Raw genomic sequence first — 19,482 nt, forward strand, 5'->3', positions numbered from 1 at the left:
AGTTTGCAAAAGTACTACAAATTCCAATCTATCGCTTATGCAATTACCTTTAGTTCTACCAGCTTGGTGTAGAGCATTTGCACAGGCAGGCCAACTACGTTAAAATAGGAACCTTCTATGCGCTCAATTCCAATCATCCCGATCCACTCCTGAATACCGTACGCGCCTGCTTTGTCGTAAGGCTGGTACTCCTGCAGGTAGTAATCTATCTCTGCATCAGTCAATGATTTAAAATAGACATTGGTGGTATCGTGAAAAACGTGCTTAAAGGTTTTGGAGAGCAGGCAAACACCGGTGATGACCTGATGGCTCGTGCCAGAGAGCAGTCGCAGCATTTCAAAAGCCTCCGCGTAGGTAGCTGGCTTGTTTAAAATTTTTCCCCCTGCCGATACAATAGTATCGGCAGTAAGGAGCACTTCGCTGCTGATATCCTGGGCATAGGCTTCTGCTTTATGGGAGGCTAAAAATTCGGCCACTTCAGAAGGAGAGAGGTGGTCCGGAAAATCTTCGTTTACTTCCTTCACTTTTACGGTGTAGGCCAGCCCTAAACCAGTAAGCAGTTCTTTTCTTCGGGGCGAGTTAGAGGCAAGCAGCAGTGGCTGTAACAAATTCATCTTCTTTGATAGAGCTAAATAAAAATCCACTAATAACTTTGGGGTAAAAAAACGTCGATTTCTGCGGCATCATGGCGCCACTGTAGCAAACTTTTTTCACCTGTTCTATGGTGACTTCGTTGGTGATGAGCGCCAGCCTTGCAGTTCCTGCCTCAACCTGGCTAATACAAGCGGTAAAGTTGCGGACGTACTGCAGTCCCTCGTGTGTTCGTTGCGCCTCGCGGCCGATGCCTAAAATTTTTTCAAAAATGAAGAAGTGCATTACCGTTAAGTCCAGTTCCTTCACCTCCTGCGGCATATCCCAGTTTATTAGTGGGAGCACTTCCGGTTTCAGGCGCAGTTTATATGACTCTCCTGAAAGATAAAGGCCAAAAGCCCAAGGCTTACCAGTTATTACTTCGTTCAGTTCGTAAGGATCTGCTTTGGGAGTAACGGTAAAGTACTGCCGCAACTGCTCCAAAAATGCTTCGTCGGATAGCGGCATATCCTGCAGCACCCGGTGAGTTGGTAAAATGCGTAAATCGTCGGCCTCGGTGTTGGTCAGGTACATGAGGTGGTAGTTATATCCTTCCTTGCCAGTATGGTTGCTGTTTTGGCTACTCCTTTTTTTTCTATAGGCCAGGGAACCTTCGTAGCGGTGGTGGCCATCGGCCAGCAGAATCTGCAATGGCTGCAGCGTATCTATAAATAACTTCATGATGCTCCTGTCCTGAATTACAGCCAGCACATCTCTTACGCCCTGGTAATCTTCTGTTTCGTACAGAGGAGCATTTATGGCTTCATCCATATAAGTTTCCAGCACAAAGGTAGGATCGGTGTAGAGGCCGTGGGTGGGGCTGCTATTTAGTTGCGTGTGCTCCAGTAGATCTATGCGATCGTTTACAGAGCTTGGTATAGTACCTTCGTGGCGCAACAAAACCTGCTCACTCCAGTCGTAGGCTTTGATATGGCAGATAAAACCTTTGCGGCAATACTCCTTGCTGCTGCCCGGTAACCTGAAGTACTGGTAGTACACATAGATGCCGGGCAATGGGTCCTGCAACAGCACCTGCTGCTCTTTCCAGGTTTGAAGTAAACGCGCGGCATCCTGTGCAGGCTGCTCGCCCTGAGGCACAGAAAGGTGAATGCTATTAAAGCTGTTGCGGTAAAGGTTCTGCCGTTGTTTTAACGATACCACATCAAACAAGGGCGAGGTAAGATCATCTATGTTCAGGTGCAGCTGGTCGTTGTAGCGCCATGGCCTCAGCGGGAGTATTTCTGCCATTCTTCGTGTTGGTGGTTATTTGGTTTCGAAGTAATTCGTTTTGATAACTACTTCAGAAAAACTTTTTAGGTGCCTGTATTCTCTGCTACTGTCCTGGATGCTCCAGCCTCATGTGAAGCTCCGAAGCAGTTTGAGTTAATGGTGTCTGCTACCGAACAAACCAGCATCAGCATCAGCATCAAGGTGCTAAACGCTTGGTAAGCCAGGTGGTTTCCTGCTTTTCAAAAACAATGCGGTCGTGCAGGCGGTTAGGGCGGCCCTGCCAGAATTCGATGTAGTCGGGGCTGAGACTGTAGCCTCCCCAGTGCGGTGGGCGGGGCACCAGCTCCTTATCGGCAAACTCTATCTCGTATCGCTTGCCTGCGTCTTCTAATACCGACCGACTGCTGATTTCGCGGCTCTGGGGAGAAGCCCAGGCTCCGATCTGGCTTCCTCTTGGGCGGCTATGAAAATAATCATCAGAAAACCCAGTATCTACTTTGCGCACCTGCCCCTCAATGCGTACCTGCCGCTCCAGCTCCGGCCAAAAGAAAGTAAGGGCTACAAACGGGTTTTCTTCTATGCAACGACCTTTTCTGCTCTCATAATTCGTGAAGAACGTGAAGCCGTTCTCTGAAACGTCTTTCAGAAGAAGGACTCGGGAGGAGGGGCGGTTTCTATTATCTACCGTTGAGAGTACAAAAGCTGTCGGCTCCAGCACCTCTGCCTCAATTGCTTCCTGCAGCCATGTGCTAAACTGCTGGAGCGGATCCTTTGAAACAACATCTTCTGTTAACTCCTTCTTGGAGTAGTTTATGCGAATGTCTGCGATGTTATGAGATAAAGCCATAGGAAAGCGTGTTTTTATCAAAAGTAGCAAAAAATAGACTGGCTGAAAACAATAAAAATAGCCTCTTCGGCAGGCTTTACTTTAAATATAGCTTAAGTTTAATATTTTAAAATTAAGTATCTGGAGGGTAATTGCCCATATCTGTTACTATATCGCTTTCTTTGCGTAAGAAACTATAAGTTGTTATTATTAAGTAAGCAGTTGGTTATTTGTTACTATCACTTATTAGCATATATAAACAGCATCTGATGGAAGAAAAGAGTGAGATAGTGCTCCAAGCCGGAAGCGTTTTGATATCTGAACCGTTTTTGGGTGACCCTAATTTTGAACGGTCGGTGATCTTGCTATGTAATCATGAAGAGCAGGAGGGCACCTTTGGCTTAGTGCTCAACAAAATGTCTAACCTGATGCTTTCAGATGTATTAGATGTCTTTGAAAGTTCGTTTGATATAGAGCTGGGTATAGGTGGGCCTGTACAGTATAATACACTACATTATGTACATCGGCTGCCTGATCTGCCTGAAGCCATTAAATTAGGTGAAAATGTATACTGGGGCGGTGATTTTGAAGCACTTAAGGCCAGAATAAGCGCTGGAACAGTAGCAACAGCTGATATTCGGTTCTTTTTGGGTTACTCTGGTTGGACTGCTGGGCAGCTTCAGGAAGAAATTAATAAAAATGTTTGGATAGTAAATAACAATGCTGTGAATAAATTGTTTAATTTTGAGTCAGGTAGTCTTTGGCACGAGCTTTTGCGCCAAATGGGAGGCAAATATAAAGTGCTTTCCAACTACCCGATTGATCCACGCCTAAACTAACGAGATATCGTTACACTTAAACTTGCTGACATGACAACTGAAAATAAAAATATGGACACTGCCGGTGCTGAAAAGCCTGAGAACCTGGATACTACTAATAAACTTGAAGGAAAAGCCGACACACCACAGGAAATTCTGGAGAAGCGCCTGGCCGAGCTAAACGCCAAAGAAGAACAGCAGACTCCTTCGGCTGAGGAGCACCAGCAGGAGCCGGTTGGTGCACCTGCAGCAGAGGCACAGGAGCAAACCAACGTTCCAAAAGAGGCACAACCCGAAATACAGCCCGATCTTACAACAGAAGAAGAAACGGCATCCATTACTGAACAAGAAGAGGCTATTGCCTCAGCACAGGAAACAGTACAGGAAGAAGGAGTACCTGCCCCCGTTGCAGCCAGCCCTGTAGCACAGGCTCCAGCAGAAAATACTGCACCAGGCACCTCTATAACAGACACTCACCATGAGGAGGAGGAACATGAGGAAGAGGTGGAAGCGGCAGACTATAGCCAGCTATCGCAGGAGGAACTTCGACAGCAATTAGCATCTCTGCTAAAAAGCCCGGATGCGCGCAAAAAGTATAAAACCATAAACGAGCTTTACCGCCATTACGACCTTAGGTTTCAGGAGCAAAAAGGCGAAGCGCTGGAGCAATTCAAAAGAGAAGACGGTAGCGAAGAAGATTTTGAATACCATGCGCCGCAAGAGCACCAGGATCTGGAAAAACTGCTGACTTCATTTAGAGAAACCCGCTTCCAGGAGCGCCAGCAATCAGAAGAGCAGCGCGTAAAAAACCTGGAACGCAAGCGTGAACTGCTCAACAAACTACGTGAGTTGGTAGAGTCTGCCGAAACCAAAAACAGCGGCGAAGAACTTAAGAAACTTCAACAGGAATGGAAAACTATAGGACCAGTACCGGCAGGAGAGGCGCAGGTGCTTTGGGATTCTTACCATGCCTTGCTCGATATTTTTTACAACAACCGCAGCATATTTTATGAGCTAAAGGAGCTGGACCGAAAACGGAACCTGGATGCCAAACTCCAACTCATTGAGCGTGCAGAAGCCCTGGAGCATGAACCGTCGATCAACAAAGCGCTGCAGGAGCTACGCCACCTGCACGAAGAGTGGAAGAATATTGGCCCTGTGCCAAACGACCAACGCGATGTGGTGTGGGACCGCTTTATAGTTGCCTCAGAAAAAGTACACGAACACCGCCGTGCATACCAGGAAGACCGGAAGACGAAGGAGATGGAGAACCTGGCGACCAAGCGCGCGCTGCTAGAGCGCCTCATGACATTTCAGGGCTTTAATACTGATCGTATAAACGAATGGCGCGATAAAACAGACGAGATTCAGAAGCTGAAAGAGGAGTGGGATGCTGCCGGATTAGTACCAAAAGAATATGCCGAAGAAGTAAACAAAACGTTCTGGGGCAACTACAAGGCATTTTTCCAGCATAAAAACCAGTTCTTTAAAACCCTGGATGACCAGAAGATGCAAAACCTTCGCATCAAAACGGAACTTTGCGAAGAAGCTGAAAGCCTGAAAGACAGCACCGACTGGAACTCCACCAAGGAGAAGCTGATTCAGTTGCAGAAAAAATGGAAGACTGTAGGCCGTGTGCCAGACAAATATTCAGACAAAATCTGGCAGCGCTTCCGAAGTGCCTGCAACGAGTTTTTTGACCGCAAGCAGGCACATGAGCAGCAGCGCGGCGCAGAACTCGATAAAATGGCCTCCGAAAAGATGGAGCTTTGCGACACCATTGCCGCCAAGCTTGCAGCTCCTACTGCCACGACCTCTATAGAGGAGTATGAAGACCTGGTGGCACAGTGGAGTGCCTTAGACAAAGGCAAGCGCAGCAATCCAAAAGTAGAAGAGAGATTCCTGGCGCTTATGGCAGATTTCCTGGAGCGGGTGCCGCAGCTATCTTACGAAGAAAGAAACGATCTGTTGGTAAGGCTGCAGGTCGACAGGCTGAAGCACACGCCAGACGCCGGTCATAAGCTACAACAGCGCGAGCAATCCATTCGTCGCGAAATAGCCCAGCTGCAAAACGATATTCAGACACTGCGTACTAATATTGAGTTTTTTGCCCGTTCCAAAAATGCCGATAAGCTCCGCGAAGAGTATGAGGCCCGTATAGAGGAGGCGCAAAAGCGTATAGATCTGCTATACCGACAACAGCAGGCATTCAGGGGATAAATTTTTTATCCCTGATTTCCAAAAACTTACTCTGCCTAAGCAGAAAAAGTGTTGCTTGTAGTTTGCAAATTTAAAAGGAGCACCTACCTTTGCATCGCTTTAGAACGCTAGAGCACACAAAAAGAGTAAAGCCTCCATAGCTCAGCTGGTAGAGCAACTGACTTGTAATCAGTAGGTCGTTGGTTCGATTCCGACTGGGGGCTCTCCTCCAACAAAAAAGCCTTCAGAGAAATCTGAAGGCTTTTTTGTTGGCCACGTTCTGCGCTAATTTCAGAATTATTCTAATGAAAATGGTCTTCCAGAGCTGTTTTCATGCTTTTTCGCCTTAGGGTTAAAAATAGGTGGCTATCACACCAACAACTCATTTCTGAATAAAATCTTCCAGGATAATAGAATACTCTTTGGAGCTACTGTTGTAACTGAAGCGGTATTTTTGGGGATAAAGGCCAGACTGCTGGTAGGCGGCAGGCTGAGGAATGCTCATGGTTTCTGAGCCCTTTGCTGGTAAAGTACTCAGGTAATCGAGGGTGAACATAGGCTCATGGAAAATAAATTTGCCATTATAAGAACCATAAATAAAATTTTTGGCAAAGTTACCAGGTGAGTTGTTCTGGTCTGTTACATTTATCCAATGGGCGCCCATTCCCGGCACAATGCCAGGTGTCAGGATGTAATTTTCAGGCACATATTGCGCATCCGGCTCCACATCCATGCCCATGCTGCCTTGGATGGCAGAAACCGTAGCTTCCGGCACCATGTAAAAATGCAGGTCGAAGTGTGGCTGATCGTATAAACCTGCAGGTTCATGCCCCTGTGGGTTCCAGTCGAGCATGACGTGGTCATAAAGGGTTTTATTGGCTTGGCTTGGCAAATGCAGCATGTACATACGCATAGCATTACCCAGGTTGGAGGCATTAACGGCAGCTTCTGAAAGAGTAACTCCCACGGCTGTTGGAGTACCTGCACCGTCCGTAGTTACCCATGCTTTAGCGTTTCCTTGCCCAACAGATACTTCAGGTCCATAAAATGTGCCGGCAACATTCGCATCATCATCATCGTCCTTACACCCAATTATAAACATGAAAGGAGCCAACAGAGCCAATGCAATAAATTTTCTAGTTATTCGGTATATCATTTGGTTGGAGTTTAGTATTGAATTTCAAAAAGTACAGCATAGAAATGCACTAGAAAGTGAGGCCATGAAATAAGGCAGCAGCAAGGAAGGGGTGCTTATGAGTAACAAGAAAGGAGCAATAGAATTTTGGAAGAAAGTGAACTAGAGCGCTAGAGAGGGTACTACAGATTAGCTAAACTGTTTAGAAACAGCAAGCAGCAGAAGCGCAGGTCTGTATAAAGGGAGTATAGCCAGACCGATGGTACTCGTTAAGTTTTATATATGGAAGATAATCACAATTTTTAATTTTATCAATATTTAAAGTAATTATTGTTTTATAACTTAGCCAAAAAACTAAAAGTGCTGTCCTTATATTTTTTTCAACAATAAAAGCAGCTTAAAATACATGGCGTGAACGTTCTCCTAACGCTCTGGCTGCTAAGCCTTTTTTGAGTTTAGGAAGGTTTCGCTAAAGAAATATTCTAAAAAACTATATATTTTCGGCAGAAGGTATTTGCATTTTAAAAATCAATTTCTACCTTTGCATCGCTTTAGAACGCTAGAGCACACAAAAAGAGTAAGCCTCCATAGCTCAGCTGGTAGAGCAACTGACTTGTAATCAGTAGGTCGTTGGTTCGATTCCGACTGGGGGCTCTCCTCCAACAAAAAAGCCTTCAGATTTCTCTGAAGGCTTTTTTGTTGCATTTTAGATCGACTCATCCTGTTTTTCGGCCTGGTTCCGAACCGCACTGCTGCTTTTTGCTGTTTTACCTATCTCCTCAGAAGCCATTTAGAAGTTGCGCGTATACTGCCCTTGCCATTTTCTGTCGCTGATTTTTGCACCAGAAGCGTCAATTCTTTTACTTATCAGCTTTTATCCTTTATTTTGACTTATTCATACTTAGTCTTGCTATGCAATTAATAGAAGTTACGACTCCAAAACTGGCCCAGGATTTCCTGATGGTACAGGTGCAACTCTACAAAAACGACCCTCATTACATTCGCCCTTTGGATAAGGACATCAACAATGTTTTTGATCCGAAGAAAAATAAATTGCTTCGGAACAGTGAGGCAATTAGGTGGCTACTAAAGGACGAGCAAGGGAAGTACATTGGCCGAATTGCTGCTTTTATAAACAAAAGAACAGCAAACACCTACGAGCAGCCCACTGGAGGCATGGGCTTTTTTGATTGTATAAACAACCAAAAAGCTGCTAATATGCTCTTCGACGCCTGCCGCGACTGGTTACAGGCAAGAGGCATGGAAGCCATGGACGGCCCTATAAACTTCGGTGACCGCGACAAGTGGTGGGGCATGCAGGTAGATGGATTCAACCCGCCAACGTATGGCATGAACTACAATTTCCCGTACTACCAGCAGCTCATAGAAAACTATGGCTTTCAGGTATTTTTTAAACAGTATGTGTACTACCGAGTGGTAGAAGAGAAGCTGGAGGAAGGCATTTACCGCAAAGCGCAGCAAATTCTTGCTAACCCTGACTACAGTTTCAGGCACATGAACAAAAGCGAGCTCAAGAAATATGCAGAAGATTTCAGGACTGTTTACAACAAAGCCTGGACCAAGCACGAAGGTGTAAAAGGCATGACAGAAGCACAAGCCCTAGGTGCCATGAACCAGATGAAGCCAGTGCTGGATGAACGAATTGTATGGTTTGGCTACTACAAAGGGGAGCCAGTTAGTTTTATGATTATGCTGCCGGAACTGAACCAGCTGTTTAAGTACGTAAATGGCAAGCTAGACCTGTGGGGTAAAGTTAAATTTGCCTTCCACCGCTGGCGCGGGGCCTGTAAAGCCATGTTTGGTGTAGTGTTCGGCGTTTCTCCGGAGCATCAGCGGAAAGGCGTTGAAACAGCCATGGTTGTAGCAGCTTCTAAAGTCGTACAAAATAATCCTTCTATCCCGTACCAGGTAATGGAAATGAACTGGATAGGAGACTTCAACCCAAAGATGATGAACGTGGCCGTGCAATGCGGCGGACGCGTGTATAAAACGTATCATACTTACCGCTACCTTTTCGACAGAACGAAAGAATTTAAGCGCATGAAACTGATTCATTAAATCAACCTTATGGTTAGGCCTTTGCTGATGTTGCAGAAACGGGCCTAACCATGGCACAAGCAGCCTTTACAGACCTTGCACAACGTCCGAGTCTGTAAAGGCTTTTTCTTACCTTATGGATTCACTTACGCAGATTGTTTTAGGAGCTTCAGTAGGCGAAGCTGTTTGTGGCCACAAAATAGGAAACAAGGCCTTGTTTTGGGGCGCTGTGGCCGGCACTATTCCAGACTTGGATGTTTTGGCCAACCCGTGGCTCGACACGGTAGAACAGCTAAGCTTCCATCGCTCCTTTACCCATTCCTTTCTTTTTGCTTTCTTATTGTCGCCCGTGTTCGGCTGGCTGCTGCGCCGGCTCTACAAACACCAGTCGGCCACCTTCCGCGACTGGACCCTTCTTTTTTTCCTGGGCTTCACCACACATGCCATTCTCGACAGCTTTACCACCTGGGGCACCCAGTTGTTCTGGCCGTTCAGCAACTATGGCGTTGCCTTTTACAATATCTTTGTTGTGGACCCGTTTTACACCGTGCCGTTCCTGGTTTTAGTGGCGGCGGCGGCCTTCTACAGCCGTTCCAGCCCTACCAGGCAAAAACTAAATTACTTAGGCTTGGCAATAAGCTCAGCTTATATCCTTTTTTCTTTTATAGCCAAAGGATACGCGAACCAGGTATTTGAGCAGTCCATGGCGAAGCAAGGCATCCAATACGACTCTTACATCAGCAAGCCAACCCCGCTCAACACGTTGCTCTGGACGGTAACGGCCGCCGGAGAAGACGGTTTCTATACAGGCTTTTACTCGTTGCTAGACCCGGACAAGGAGGTGCAGTTTGCCTTTGAGCCGCGGCAGGAAGCATTACTCCAGCCTTACCTGGGAAACCCAAAGCTGGACCGCCTGCTAGACATAACAAAAGGATATTATACCCTTGAAAAAACAACGGAAGGCGTTGCGATTAACGATCTTCGTTTCGGGCAGTTCGACGGCTGGCGCACGGGCGGAGGAGAGTATGTGTTTAAATACTTGCTGTGGTTCGACGAGAATAAAAAGCTTCAGTTCAAAGAACAAAATTACCGACCTAAGGTCGATAAAGCTTACCTGAGCTCGTTTGCCAGCCGGGTCATGGGGGAGAAGTAGCCCTAAGCCTTCAATCCTTTAAAAAGTCTCCGGAAGGGAAATTTCATTAGGAGAATTTCTTTTAATTCTTAATTTCTGCATGTTCAGAGGCAAAATTGATTACTGATTAATTTGTTGTTTAAAACTGATTCTTAAAACCTTGTATCTACTGATCTTAATCTTTTATTTGTTAAAAAGCCTCTTGAAGGCCATTTTCATTAGAATAATTCGTTAGATAATGAGCAGTTTCCTAAGTACCTGAATAAACTAAATCTATTGATCAAACAATGAAACAGACCAGGTGGACATTACTCGGCAAAAAAGCCATAGTAACCGGCGGAACCAAAGGAATTGGAGCGGCCATAGTGCAGGAATTTTTGGATTTGGGTGCACAAGTACTTGCAGTAGCGCGAAAAGAAGCAGATCTGGTTGCTCTGCAACAAACCCATCCTGAAAATCTTTTTATTCAGGCAGCTGATGTCAGCACAGAGTCAGGCAGAGATTTACTCGTGCAGCACGTACAGGAGCTTTGGGGAGAATTGGACATATTGGTTAACAATGTGGGCACGAACATACGCAAGCCCACCACCGACTACAGCACCGAAGAGTATGATTACATTCTGAACACAAACCTGCGTTCTGCTTTTGAGCTAAGCAGACGTTTTTATCCATTCCTGCAGGCGGCAGAACAGGGCAGTATAATACAAGTTACTTCCGTAGCCGGCCTTACGCATGTGCGTACAGGCGCAGTGTATGGCATGACCAAAGCTGCTATGGTACAGCTAACCCGCAATCTTGCGGCAGAATGGGCTCCGGCAGGTATACGGGTAAATGCCGTGGCTCCCTGGTACATCAGCACTCCGCTGGCCCAGACAGTACTGCAAAATCCTACTTTTTATGATGCAGTGATCAGCAGAACACCACTGCAGAAAATCGGGAAGCCGGAAGATGTAGCGGCAGCTGTAGCCTTTCTGTGCATGCCTGCTGCGGCTTATATTACGGGGCAGTGCCTGGCAGTAGATGGCGGCTTTACCATAAACGGCTTTCACCCACTCTAAACAGAACCAAAACCATAAAACTAAGGCCGCAAAAAGTGGGTAATTTGCGTCAAAATGTTTACTTTTGTAGCGTTATGCAAGAAAGCGGCTGGTAAAATTCCTGACGTTTTTATTCAACTTTTTACTAGATGATTTCACCCCGCTTGTTATTTTTTTGCTGCGCATTTTTAGCAGCCATTTTCACTATTTCGTGCAAGCCTATGTGTCCAATTTCTTCCTGCCAGGTACGTATGGTTCACCCGCACGGAGAGCATCAATTCAGAGGCCAGCCTTTTTATAAAAAACAGAACCCTAAGATGGGGGAGAAGCTTCCTAAAATGAAAGGGGAGAAGAAAAAAGCCGATGCGCCTAACAATAAAGCGAAGAATAAAAAATAAGCGTGTACGTAATATAGGCTTTTTTGCATAAATTGCATTTGCTAAATTTAATCCATTTACTTTAATATTTTAGACGTTGAGCATGATCGAAGGCGAACGAATTATACCGATAAACATTGAAGATGAGATGCGTGGAGCATACATCGACTATTCAATGTCTGTTATCATTTCCAGAGCCTTACCCGATGTCAGAGACGGACTAAAGCCGGTGCACCGCCGTGTGTTGTACGGCATGTCTGAACTGGGGGTATCTTATAACAAATCCTATAAAAAATCTGCCAGGATAGTAGGAGAGGTGTTGGGTAAATACCACCCGCACGGCGACTCTTCCGTGTACGAAACCATGGTGCGGATGGCCCAGGAATGGTCGCTGCGGTACCCGCTCGTTGACGGGCAGGGAAACTACGGCTCTATAGATGGTGACTCTCCTGCGGCCATGCGTTATACAGAAGCACGCCTGAAGCGAATTGCAGATGAGCTCCTGAACGACCTGGATAAGAACACAGTCGATTTTGTACCAAACTTCGACGATTCCCTGAAGGAGCCATCGGTGATGCCGGCTAAGTTTCCTAACCTGCTGGTTAACGGAACATCTGGTATTGCTGTTGGTATGGCCACTAACATGGCCCCACACAACCTTACAGAGGTGGTGAACGGGATTATGGCCTACATCGACAATCGCGATATTACCATCGCGGAGCTCATGAACTTCATCACGGCGCCTGATTTCCCAACTGGTGGAATTATTTATGGTTACGATGGTGTAAAAGCAGCTTTCGAAACCGGTCGTGGTAGAGTGTTGATGCGCGGAAAAGCAATTTTCGAAACAACAGCTACAGGCAAGGAGCAGATAATTGTGACGGAGATTCCGTACATGGTAAACAAGGCTTCCATGATCGAGAAAACGGCTGCGCTCATTAATGAAAAGAAAATCGAAGGCATTTCAGACCTTCGGGATGAGTCGGACCGTGACGGTTTGCGTGTAGTATATGATCTGAAGCGAGATGCTATACCCAATGTTGTACTTAACAACCTCTACAAATACACGCAACTGCAGTCTTCTTTCGGTGTAAACAATGTGGCCCTCGTAGGAGGTCGCCCCATGACGCTGAACCTGAAAGACCTGATCAAATATTTTGTAGAGCACCGCCACGAGGTTGTTATCCGCAGAACTCAGTACGAACTGGATGAGGCAAAGAAACGTGCCCACATTCTGGAAGGCTTGTTAATTGCCTTAGATAATCTAGATGAAGTAATCACCCTGATTCGTTCTTCGCGCGACCCTGAAATAGCTCGTAATGGGTTAATGGAGCGTTTTAACTTGTCAGAACTGCAGGCAAGGGCTATTCTGGACATGCGTCTGCAACGCCTGACTGGCCTGGAGCGCGACAAAATTGTGCAGGAGTATGAAGAAATCATGAAACTGATTGATTATCTGACAGCCATCCTGAACGATGAAGGCCTGCGGATGCAGATCATCAAAGATGAACTGATTGACATCAGGGACCGCTATGGAGACGCACGCCGTACCACCATAGAAGCTTCTATGGGAGATCTTTCTTACGAGGACATGATTCCCGAAGAGAACATGGTCATCACAATCTCCCACGAAGGCTATATCAAAAGAACTTCACTGAATGAGTACCGTAGCCAGAGCCGGGGTGGTATTGGTTCCAGGGGAGTGGCTGCTTCCAAGGAAAGTGATTTTACCGAACACTTGTTTATTGCCAGCACACACCACCATATGCTGTTCTTCACAGAATTTGGTAAGGTATTCTGGCTGAAAGTGTATGAAATTCCGGAAGGAGGCAAAACAACCAAAGGCCGCGCTATCCAGAATATCATAAACATAGAGAAAGAAGATAAAGTACGTGCCGTAATCAATGTACATGATCTTAAAAATCAGGATTTTGTTCTTAACCACAACCTGATTTTCTGTACCGAACAGGGCACTATCAAAAAGACAATTCTCGAAGCTTATTCCCGCCCAAGGACAAATGGTATCAACGCTATCACTATCAATGATGGCGACAGGCTGCTGGATGTGCAACTGACCACTGGTAACAGTGAGGTAGTAATAGCACTTGGTTCCGGTAGAGCCATTCGCTTTAACGAAAGCCAGGTAAGGCTAATGGGACGTAACGCTGCTGGTGTGCGTGGCGTAACACTGGCCGGACCAGACGACAAAGTGGTTGGTATGGTTTGTGTAGAGAATGAATTGACTGAATTACTGGTTGTTTCTGAAAGCGGATTCGGAAAACGCTCGAAACTAGATGAATACCGCATTACGAACCGTGGTGGAAAAGGTGTAAAAACGCTGAACGTAACCGAAAAAACCGGGAAGTTGGTAGCCATTAAGGGAGTAGTAGACGGTGACGACTTAATGATTATCAACCGTTCAGGTATCACTATAAGGTTGCGCGTCGCCGATATCCGAGTAATTGGCCGTGCCACGCAGGGTGTTCGCCTTATCAAGCTTAATGAGGGCGACAGAATTTCTTCGGTAGCAAAAGTAGAGATGGAAAATGAGGAGGAAATCGTGCTCCTGGAATCAGAACTTAAGCCAGAAGATTCGCTTCAGCCTGAAGACATGATTGATCCGGTAAATGACCCGGAGGAAAATTCGACAGATAACTCTGATGCCATAGAACCTACAGAAGAAGTATAATTTATAATTACAGGGAATTTTATTTAATTAAGAAGCATTTCCTCAATCAAACACAAACTAATCTATTAAGTATGAAAAAGGTACTTTTGACAGTGTTAGCAGCCGCAAGTTTACAGGTTGCTACAGCTCAAAATTCAGCCGTAAACAGTGCTGTACTGAATCATAAAAACGGACTTCTGGACAAAGCACAGGCTGACATAGACAAAGCGATTGTGCATAAGAAAACCAGCGAAAGCCCGAAAGCCTGGTTCTATCGTGGAGTTATTTACCAGGATATGATGTCTAGCCCGATCTATAGCAAACAAGTAAGCGACGAAACGACAAACCTGGTGCTGGAAGCCTTTAACAAGGTAAAGCAATTAGAAGGCAACAACGGAGAGTACACCAAACAAGTGCCTGAGCGTTTGGACCTGCTGTATGGCCAGGTGCTAAATCAGGCGGTGGCTTTCCATAACGAGCAGAAGTGGGATGAAGCAATTACCAAGTACGAAATGGCTTCTAAAATCAACCCTACAGATACTACTTCTTTAATGTATTCTGCCTACGCCGCTACTGGTAAAGAAGATTACAAATCAGCCATTAAATATTACGACCAGCTTTTAGCAATAGGTCATAAAACAGAGGCTGTGTACAAGGCAAAAATTCAGCTGATGCAGGCAACGGAGGCTAAAGAAGAAGATATTCTGAAAGCGCTTGCTGAAGGTCTTGCTGCAAATCCTAACAGCGTGTACCTGATGCAGGAAGAATTAAAGTACTTCCTGGCTGCCGGTAAAGGCGACGAAGCTACTGAAAAGCTGGAGAAAGCTATTGCCGCAGATCCTAACAATGCCAGCCTTTACGCTGTGCTTGGCAACGTGCAGGAGCGCAAGAAGGACCTGGAAGGTGCCGCTAAAAATTACAAAAAGGCAGTAGAACTAGATCCGAATAACTTTGATGCTTACTATAACCTGGGAGTTATGGAGTATAACAAAGCCAGCGAGTTTGTAAACAAAGCTGCTAAACTGGATTATGCTGCTTACCAAAAACAAGGAAAATCGTTGGAGGCTCAAGCAAAGAAGCATTTCGAAGCATCTCTGCCTTATTTTGAGTCTGCCCATAAAGCACAGCCAGACGATGTAAGCACTATGCAGAACCTGTTCCGCGTTTACACCCGACTGAACCGCAAAGCAGATGCTGAGCGCATGAGCAAAATGCTTGGTAACTAGTTTTAGTTAAAATTAACTATAAAAAAAGAGACTGCTTCGAAAGGGGCAGTCTCTTTTTTTTTGGAAAACAAGATTACATCCTTTAAAGCAGGAAGAAGCTATAAACGGAGTTTCTAGTGACTAAGAAAGATATAGGGAAGAAAGGCTAAATGAATAGTCAGGAATATAGTAAGAGAGCAGTACATCATCAAAAATGGTCAGGAGGCTTTTATATTACTGCGAAGCAGGCGAATAGATCGGAAGAGCAGAAGCACCAACTAAAGAACATCTGTTTTATAGTTGAAATCAATTAGGAGTACAGCAACCAAATAAATAGGTAGATACACAGGTTATCACAAACTCTATTTAACATAATATAAATTATAAGACTTATAATTTACGATTAAATCGAATCAAATAAGTGTCACATATAATATACTTTATGTTAAATAGAGTAGTCTCCATTTTTGTATTGAACAGTGACAATGATTTGAGTTTGACGCTCCTATTTATGTTGTATCGGTATCTAAAAATGAACTGAAAACAACTAAGTTGACAGCAATCGGAAATACAGCGAATAACAATAACAATTTTTGCTCGTCGTCTTCTAAATACCTGATGTTGCCTTTGCACATCTGCTTAGCTTTACCCAACCAGAAACTTTTTATTTTGTTTAGTTGATATTAATGTCACTACAGCTATTTAGTTGACTGATGGTACAGAGGCAGAGAAGGATTGTTTAAGGCTAGAGAAGGAAATTCTGCTAATGAAAGCGGCCTTCCGGAGTACTTTATTCGAATTTTTTGTAAAGGGTTCTTGATTAAAACACTATAAACGATAAAACAAAAGAGGGAGCGTTGCCGCTCCCTCTTTTGTTTTATTTTACGAAACAGAATTACTTGTCGTTCTCGAATCCTGCTTCTTTTACAATCTTGTTGTAAAGCCCTAACAGCAGAAAAGGTGCTGGCCATTGCCCTACAAACAAAGCTTCTTCATCTTTCTTCATGATTTTAAGAGTAGCAGAAACCGCCATGGATCCCAGCGCTGCCCATAAGAACAAATCAGATGGTAACTTAGATGTATACTTTTCAATAGCAGATGCTACAGGTCCTTCTTTATGCTCAGGATTAAAGTTGTCTGCTTTATTCTTCAAATCTTTTGCTTCCATAATTTTATTTAGATTTTAATTATACAATTTCCTATGAAAACGTATTAGGGAGCGCTAATGTTTACAAAAATTATTTTTTTTAATTTATTTTTGATTCAGAAGAACAAGGTTACCCCCTTAAAACCTGACCTACAGGCCATTAATGAAGATTATTTAATTCCTAATTATCCTATCTTTTTGGCCCTTACTCCTTATTTCCATCCTTAACTCAAGCTGGCCCTCCCTCCTGCTTTTGCCTTATATATTTACATCATTTCTATTTTAAGGCTATATAAAGGCTTTAAATTAAGGTTATATATTTTATTATTAAAATTATATTAATAAATCATTATTTGTATGGAAAATCAGTATTTAAGTCATTAAATACAGTACAAAATCGTTCCTATAATTCATAATTTTAGCTATATTTGTTTAGAGCCTTTAGCTTAAATGGTTGATACAGATTACTCTGCGACCACTGCCCCACCTAGTACATTGGATTGTAGTGAAACAAAAGAAACTGACCAAATGAATTGTACAAGACATAACCTAAACCTTTAGAGCCATGAAAACATTTGATATAACATATACAGAAATGGGTAATGTTCTTCTTATCAATATTGAAGGAGAACTCGACGCTAGAACTTGTTTAAAAGCCGACTACGGGTTCCAGCGTCTGGATATATCAGGAGTGCATGCTATTTTGATTGATTGCCAGGAATTGTCTTATGTATCTTCAGCAGGTATTGGTGTTCTGCTTTCGATTTACCATGTGTGCATGCAAAAAGGAATCTTGCTTCTACTGCACGGGCTACAACCAAAAGTTAAAAACGTGCTCGAAATTTTAGGTCTTGAGAAGGTGATGACCATCAAAGAAAACTTGGATGAAGCACTTGATTTGGTGAAAGAAAAAATTCCAGCATATATCTAAATAAAGTACAATTTTTTTTATTTCTATTGCGTTTTTCTACTGCTTAAGAACCTACTAAAGGATGCATTTAAATTCGCATCATCTTTTTTTGCTCCTTTACCCATACTCCGTCCCTATCTGCGCCTTAGCCCACTGCCCTGCAACAGGCCCTGTAGTACCCTTACCTGCAATTATTCTAATGAAAATGCCCTTCCGGAGGACAAACGCCTGTTCTTGATTTGAGGGAGACTTAACACAATGAGGTGAAATTAGTTGGTCAGCTGTTTGAGCTGCGTTAGCGATCAGCTCGGTTACGCGGCTTATTTTCGGTAAAGAGGAGAATAAAAAAGGGAATCTAAACCTTGCCCTTGCAGAGCAAATTTTAGATTCCCTTATAAACCAAAACAGTTAAGTCCACTACCTTCAACACCCAATCGGGTAGGGCTTATACTATGATGGCTTGTACTGAGAAGCAGAAACCACTAAAACCACTAAAAAAATACATAACTATTGCCACATATTAAACAAACCCTTCGCAGTTAGAGTGACTTTGTTTCCTGTTGACTTAAAATACGAACACTACCGCGCAATAGCTGGACTTAGCAATGTAATCAGGTACTAATACAATTAAAATACAGCTTTACAACTCTTTAAGGATTTATACTGATGTAAAATCAGCTATATAAACTCCTGCCATTTCTCTTCCAGCAACCTATTATTATAACCCGTGCAGATCGATAGTGTCGGTCGCTATTATTTCTACCTGCTTTCCCATCTTTTTCTGAATTATTTTGAAATGGTGGGCATCTTCCGGGGCAACAAAAGTTATAGCCTTACCTGGTGCAGCCGCTCGCCCGGTTCTGCCTATTCGATGCACATAATCTTTTGGTGAACGTGGCAGTTCGTAATTTATAACGTGGGGCAGAAATTTAATGTCTATGCCTCTCGAAGCAAGGTCCGTTGCAACCAACACCCTTAATTTTCCTGCTTTAAATTTAATCAGGGCATCGTTTCTGGCTCCCTGGCTCTTATCACCGTGTAATGCCGCTGCCTGAATACCGTGCTTAATTAATTTGCCTACCACATTATCAGCTGTTCTGATAGAAGAAGCAAACACAAGCACCTGCTGCATGTCTTCTTGTTTTAGCAGGTAACGCAAAAATGGGCCTTTTCGGGCTGCCTCTACGGCATAAGCCACTTGGTTAATTAATTCAGGTACAGAGGTTTCTTCCTCTATGCGCACTGTAACCGGCTCCTTCAGCTGGTTGGCTACCAAGGCCTCTACTTCCCCACTCACGGTGGCTGAAAATAAAAGCGTTTGACGCAGTCTCGGTAGCAACCCAAATATCCTGTTCATTTCTTCCTGAAAGCCCAGGTTAAGCATCTTGTCGGCCTCATCGAGCACCAGCATCTCCACATCCGATAGCTGCACTGCATTATGTTCAATAAGATCGAGGAGCCTGCCAGGTGTTGCCACCAGCACATCGGTGCCATTCAGGCGCATCATCTGCGGATTAATCGACACTCCACCATAAACCGCCAATGACCGCACTTGCCTCGGGAGTCTGGAACCAAAGCCGCGCAATACATCCTGTATCTGCATGGCCAGTTCGCGGGTTGGCACCAGCACCAGCATTTTCACAGCCCGGCCTTTGGCAGCTTTTTTAGATTGTAGTAGCTGCAGCATGGGCAACACAAAGGCTGCTGTTTTTCCTGAACCTGTTTGGGCAACGCCCAGCAAGTCTTTCCCTGCCAGCACAGCAGGTATGGCACTTTCCTGTATCGGCGATGGCTGCGTGTACTGGTGAGCTTCTATGGCTTGTATAAGTGGCGCTGAAAGGCCAAGTGATGCGAATGACATAAGTTATAAAAGATGAACCACAAAGGTAAGCATTAAAATGATGTATGTCTCTTCTGTTACCTCAATCAGACGTAGTGGTGGTATTGCGCTTTTAGCGTCTTAGTAAAAGTGCATGTGAGAAAGCATCAAGCACCAGGTTTTCTTTTACTTCTAGTTGCTCTATTTCTTATTTGTTAAGCTGAGAAATTCTGCTAATTAAAATGCATTTTTAGACTCATTAAATTAAAAATAAACAGCATGCTGCCACAG

15 protein-coding genes and 2 tRNA genes are annotated in these 19,482 nt (G+C 44.4%); 11 read left to right on the plus strand and 6 right to left on the minus strand.

Annotation, left to right across the window (positions count from 1 at the left end):
* Positions 1-35: 35 nt before the first annotated feature.
* The 3 genes from ACMA1I_RS20380 to pdxH all read right to left on the minus strand — a co-directional run bounded on the left by ACMA1I_RS20380 (position 36) and on the right by pdxH (position 2,707).
* Entirely contained in the window at positions 36-614 is a 579-nt protein-coding gene (locus ACMA1I_RS20380) for a Maf family nucleotide pyrophosphatase (RefSeq protein ID WP_337070323.1), read from the minus strand.
* A complete protein-coding gene (locus ACMA1I_RS20385; RefSeq protein ID WP_337070324.1) occupies positions 580-1,878 on the minus strand; it encodes a DUF1015 domain-containing protein in 1,299 nt (432 codons plus the stop codon). Before ACMA1I_RS20385 ends, ACMA1I_RS20380 begins: the two co-directional genes overlap by 35 nt.
* Before the next feature lie 178 nt (positions 1,879-2,056).
* Positions 2,057-2,707 carry a pyridoxamine 5'-phosphate oxidase gene (gene pdxH / locus ACMA1I_RS20390; RefSeq protein WP_337070325.1) on the minus strand — a complete coding sequence of 217 codons (651 nt, stop codon included), beginning with the start codon at positions 2,705-2,707 and terminating at the stop codon, positions 2,057-2,059.
* 248 nt (positions 2,708-2,955) lie between these two features.
* Between pdxH and ACMA1I_RS20395 the strand changes: the two genes are divergently transcribed.
* The 3 genes from ACMA1I_RS20395 to ACMA1I_RS20405 all read left to right on the plus strand — a co-directional run bounded on the left by ACMA1I_RS20395 (position 2,956) and on the right by ACMA1I_RS20405 (position 5,927).
* Positions 2,956-3,525 (plus strand): YqgE/AlgH family protein, encoded by a 570-nt coding sequence (locus ACMA1I_RS20395; RefSeq protein ID WP_337070326.1) that lies wholly within the window; start codon positions 2,956-2,958, stop codon positions 3,523-3,525.
* A gap of 30 nt (positions 3,526-3,555) precedes the next feature.
* The gene (locus ACMA1I_RS20400) at positions 3,556-5,724 is read left to right on the plus strand and encodes a DUF349 domain-containing protein (RefSeq protein ID WP_337070327.1); all 2,169 of its coding nucleotides are present in this window, start codon (positions 3,556-3,558) and stop codon (positions 5,722-5,724) included.
* 130 nt (positions 5,725-5,854) lie between these two features.
* A tRNA-Thr gene (locus ACMA1I_RS20405) sits at positions 5,855-5,927 on the plus strand.
* A 158-nt stretch (positions 5,928-6,085) separates the two neighbouring features.
* On the opposite strand, the gene ACMA1I_RS20410 is transcribed toward ACMA1I_RS20405, so the two are convergent.
* Complete coding sequence (locus ACMA1I_RS20410; protein WP_337070328.1) at positions 6,086-6,859, minus strand: DUF5602 domain-containing protein; 774 nt, start codon at positions 6,857-6,859, stop codon at positions 6,086-6,088.
* A gap of 560 nt (positions 6,860-7,419) precedes the next feature.
* Between ACMA1I_RS20410 and ACMA1I_RS20415 the strand changes: the two genes are divergently transcribed.
* The 7 genes from ACMA1I_RS20415 to ACMA1I_RS20445 all read left to right on the plus strand — a co-directional run bounded on the left by ACMA1I_RS20415 (position 7,420) and on the right by ACMA1I_RS20445 (position 15,336).
* Positions 7,420-7,492, plus strand: a tRNA-Thr gene (locus tag ACMA1I_RS20415).
* Positions 7,493-7,750: 258 nt separating this feature from the next.
* A complete protein-coding gene (locus ACMA1I_RS20420) occupies positions 7,751-8,917 on the plus strand; it encodes a hypothetical protein (protein ID WP_337070329.1) in 1,167 nt (388 codons plus the stop codon).
* Positions 8,918-9,032: 115 nt separating this feature from the next.
* The gene (locus tag ACMA1I_RS20425; RefSeq protein WP_337070330.1) at positions 9,033-10,049 is read left to right on the plus strand and encodes a metal-dependent hydrolase; all 1,017 of its coding nucleotides are present in this window, start codon (positions 9,033-9,035) and stop codon (positions 10,047-10,049) included.
* A gap of 266 nt (positions 10,050-10,315) precedes the next feature.
* A complete protein-coding gene (locus tag ACMA1I_RS20430; RefSeq protein ID WP_337070331.1) occupies positions 10,316-11,086 on the plus strand; it encodes an SDR family oxidoreductase in 771 nt (256 codons plus the stop codon).
* Positions 11,087-11,286: 200 nt separating this feature from the next.
* A complete protein-coding gene (locus tag ACMA1I_RS20435; protein WP_337070332.1) occupies positions 11,287-11,463 on the plus strand; it encodes a hypothetical protein in 177 nt (58 codons plus the stop codon).
* Between the two features lie 82 nt (positions 11,464-11,545).
* Positions 11,546-14,131 (plus strand): DNA gyrase subunit A, encoded by a 2,586-nt coding sequence (gene gyrA, locus ACMA1I_RS20440; protein ID WP_337070351.1) that lies wholly within the window; start codon positions 11,546-11,548, stop codon positions 14,129-14,131.
* 71 nt (positions 14,132-14,202) lie between these two features.
* Complete coding sequence (locus ACMA1I_RS20445) at positions 14,203-15,336, plus strand: tetratricopeptide repeat protein (RefSeq protein ID WP_337070333.1); 1,134 nt, start codon at positions 14,203-14,205, stop codon at positions 15,334-15,336.
* Positions 15,337-16,210: 874 nt separating this feature from the next.
* Here ACMA1I_RS20445 and ACMA1I_RS20450 read toward each other — a convergent pair.
* A complete protein-coding gene (locus tag ACMA1I_RS20450; protein ID WP_337070334.1) occupies positions 16,211-16,483 on the minus strand; it encodes a hypothetical protein in 273 nt (90 codons plus the stop codon).
* 544 nt (positions 16,484-17,027) lie between these two features.
* Between ACMA1I_RS20450 and ACMA1I_RS20455 the strand changes: the two genes are divergently transcribed.
* Positions 17,028-17,393, plus strand: coding sequence for an STAS domain-containing protein (locus ACMA1I_RS20455; RefSeq protein ID WP_337070335.1), 366 nt, complete (start codon positions 17,028-17,030; stop codon positions 17,391-17,393).
* Positions 17,394-18,090: 697 nt separating this feature from the next.
* On the opposite strand, the gene ACMA1I_RS20460 is transcribed toward ACMA1I_RS20455, so the two are convergent.
* A complete protein-coding gene (locus ACMA1I_RS20460) occupies positions 18,091-19,233 on the minus strand; it encodes a DEAD/DEAH box helicase (protein ID WP_337070336.1) in 1,143 nt (380 codons plus the stop codon).
* Between the last annotated feature and the right edge of the window lie 249 nt (positions 19,234-19,482).

It is taken from the genome of Pontibacter sp. 13R65 (genome assembly GCF_047525655.1).
GTDB lineage: Bacteria > Bacteroidota > Bacteroidia > Cytophagales > Hymenobacteraceae > Pontibacter.

Coding starts and splice junctions, on each gene's coding strand:
- ACMA1I_RS20380 (WP_337070323.1), bottom strand. CDS start 614: ATGAATTTGTTACAGCCACTGCTGCTTGCCTCTAACTCGCCCCGAAGA.
- ACMA1I_RS20385 (WP_337070324.1), bottom strand. CDS start 1,878: ATGGCAGAAATACTCCCGCTGAGGCCATGGCGCTACAACGACCAGCTG.
- pdxH (WP_337070325.1), bottom strand. CDS start 2,707: ATGGCTTTATCTCATAACATCGCAGACATTCGCATAAACTACTCCAAG.
- ACMA1I_RS20395 (WP_337070326.1), top strand. CDS start 2,956: ATGGAAGAAAAGAGTGAGATAGTGCTCCAAGCCGGAAGCGTTTTGATA.
- ACMA1I_RS20400 (WP_337070327.1), top strand. CDS start 3,556: ATGACAACTGAAAATAAAAATATGGACACTGCCGGTGCTGAAAAGCCT.
- ACMA1I_RS20410 (WP_337070328.1), bottom strand. CDS start 6,859: ATGATATACCGAATAACTAGAAAATTTATTGCATTGGCTCTGTTGGCT.
- ACMA1I_RS20420 (WP_337070329.1), top strand. CDS start 7,751: ATGCAATTAATAGAAGTTACGACTCCAAAACTGGCCCAGGATTTCCTG.
- ACMA1I_RS20425 (WP_337070330.1), top strand. CDS start 9,033: ATGGATTCACTTACGCAGATTGTTTTAGGAGCTTCAGTAGGCGAAGCT.
- ACMA1I_RS20430 (WP_337070331.1), top strand. CDS start 10,316: ATGAAACAGACCAGGTGGACATTACTCGGCAAAAAAGCCATAGTAACC.
- ACMA1I_RS20435 (WP_337070332.1), top strand. CDS start 11,287: ATGTGTCCAATTTCTTCCTGCCAGGTACGTATGGTTCACCCGCACGGA.
- gyrA (WP_337070351.1), top strand. CDS start 11,546: ATGATCGAAGGCGAACGAATTATACCGATAAACATTGAAGATGAGATG.
- ACMA1I_RS20445 (WP_337070333.1), top strand. CDS start 14,203: ATGAAAAAGGTACTTTTGACAGTGTTAGCAGCCGCAAGTTTACAGGTT.
- ACMA1I_RS20450 (WP_337070334.1), bottom strand. CDS start 16,483: ATGGAAGCAAAAGATTTGAAGAATAAAGCAGACAACTTTAATCCTGAG.
- ACMA1I_RS20455 (WP_337070335.1), top strand. CDS start 17,028: ATGAAAACATTTGATATAACATATACAGAAATGGGTAATGTTCTTCTT.
- ACMA1I_RS20460 (WP_337070336.1), bottom strand. CDS start 19,233: ATGTCATTCGCATCACTTGGCCTTTCAGCGCCACTTATACAAGCCATA.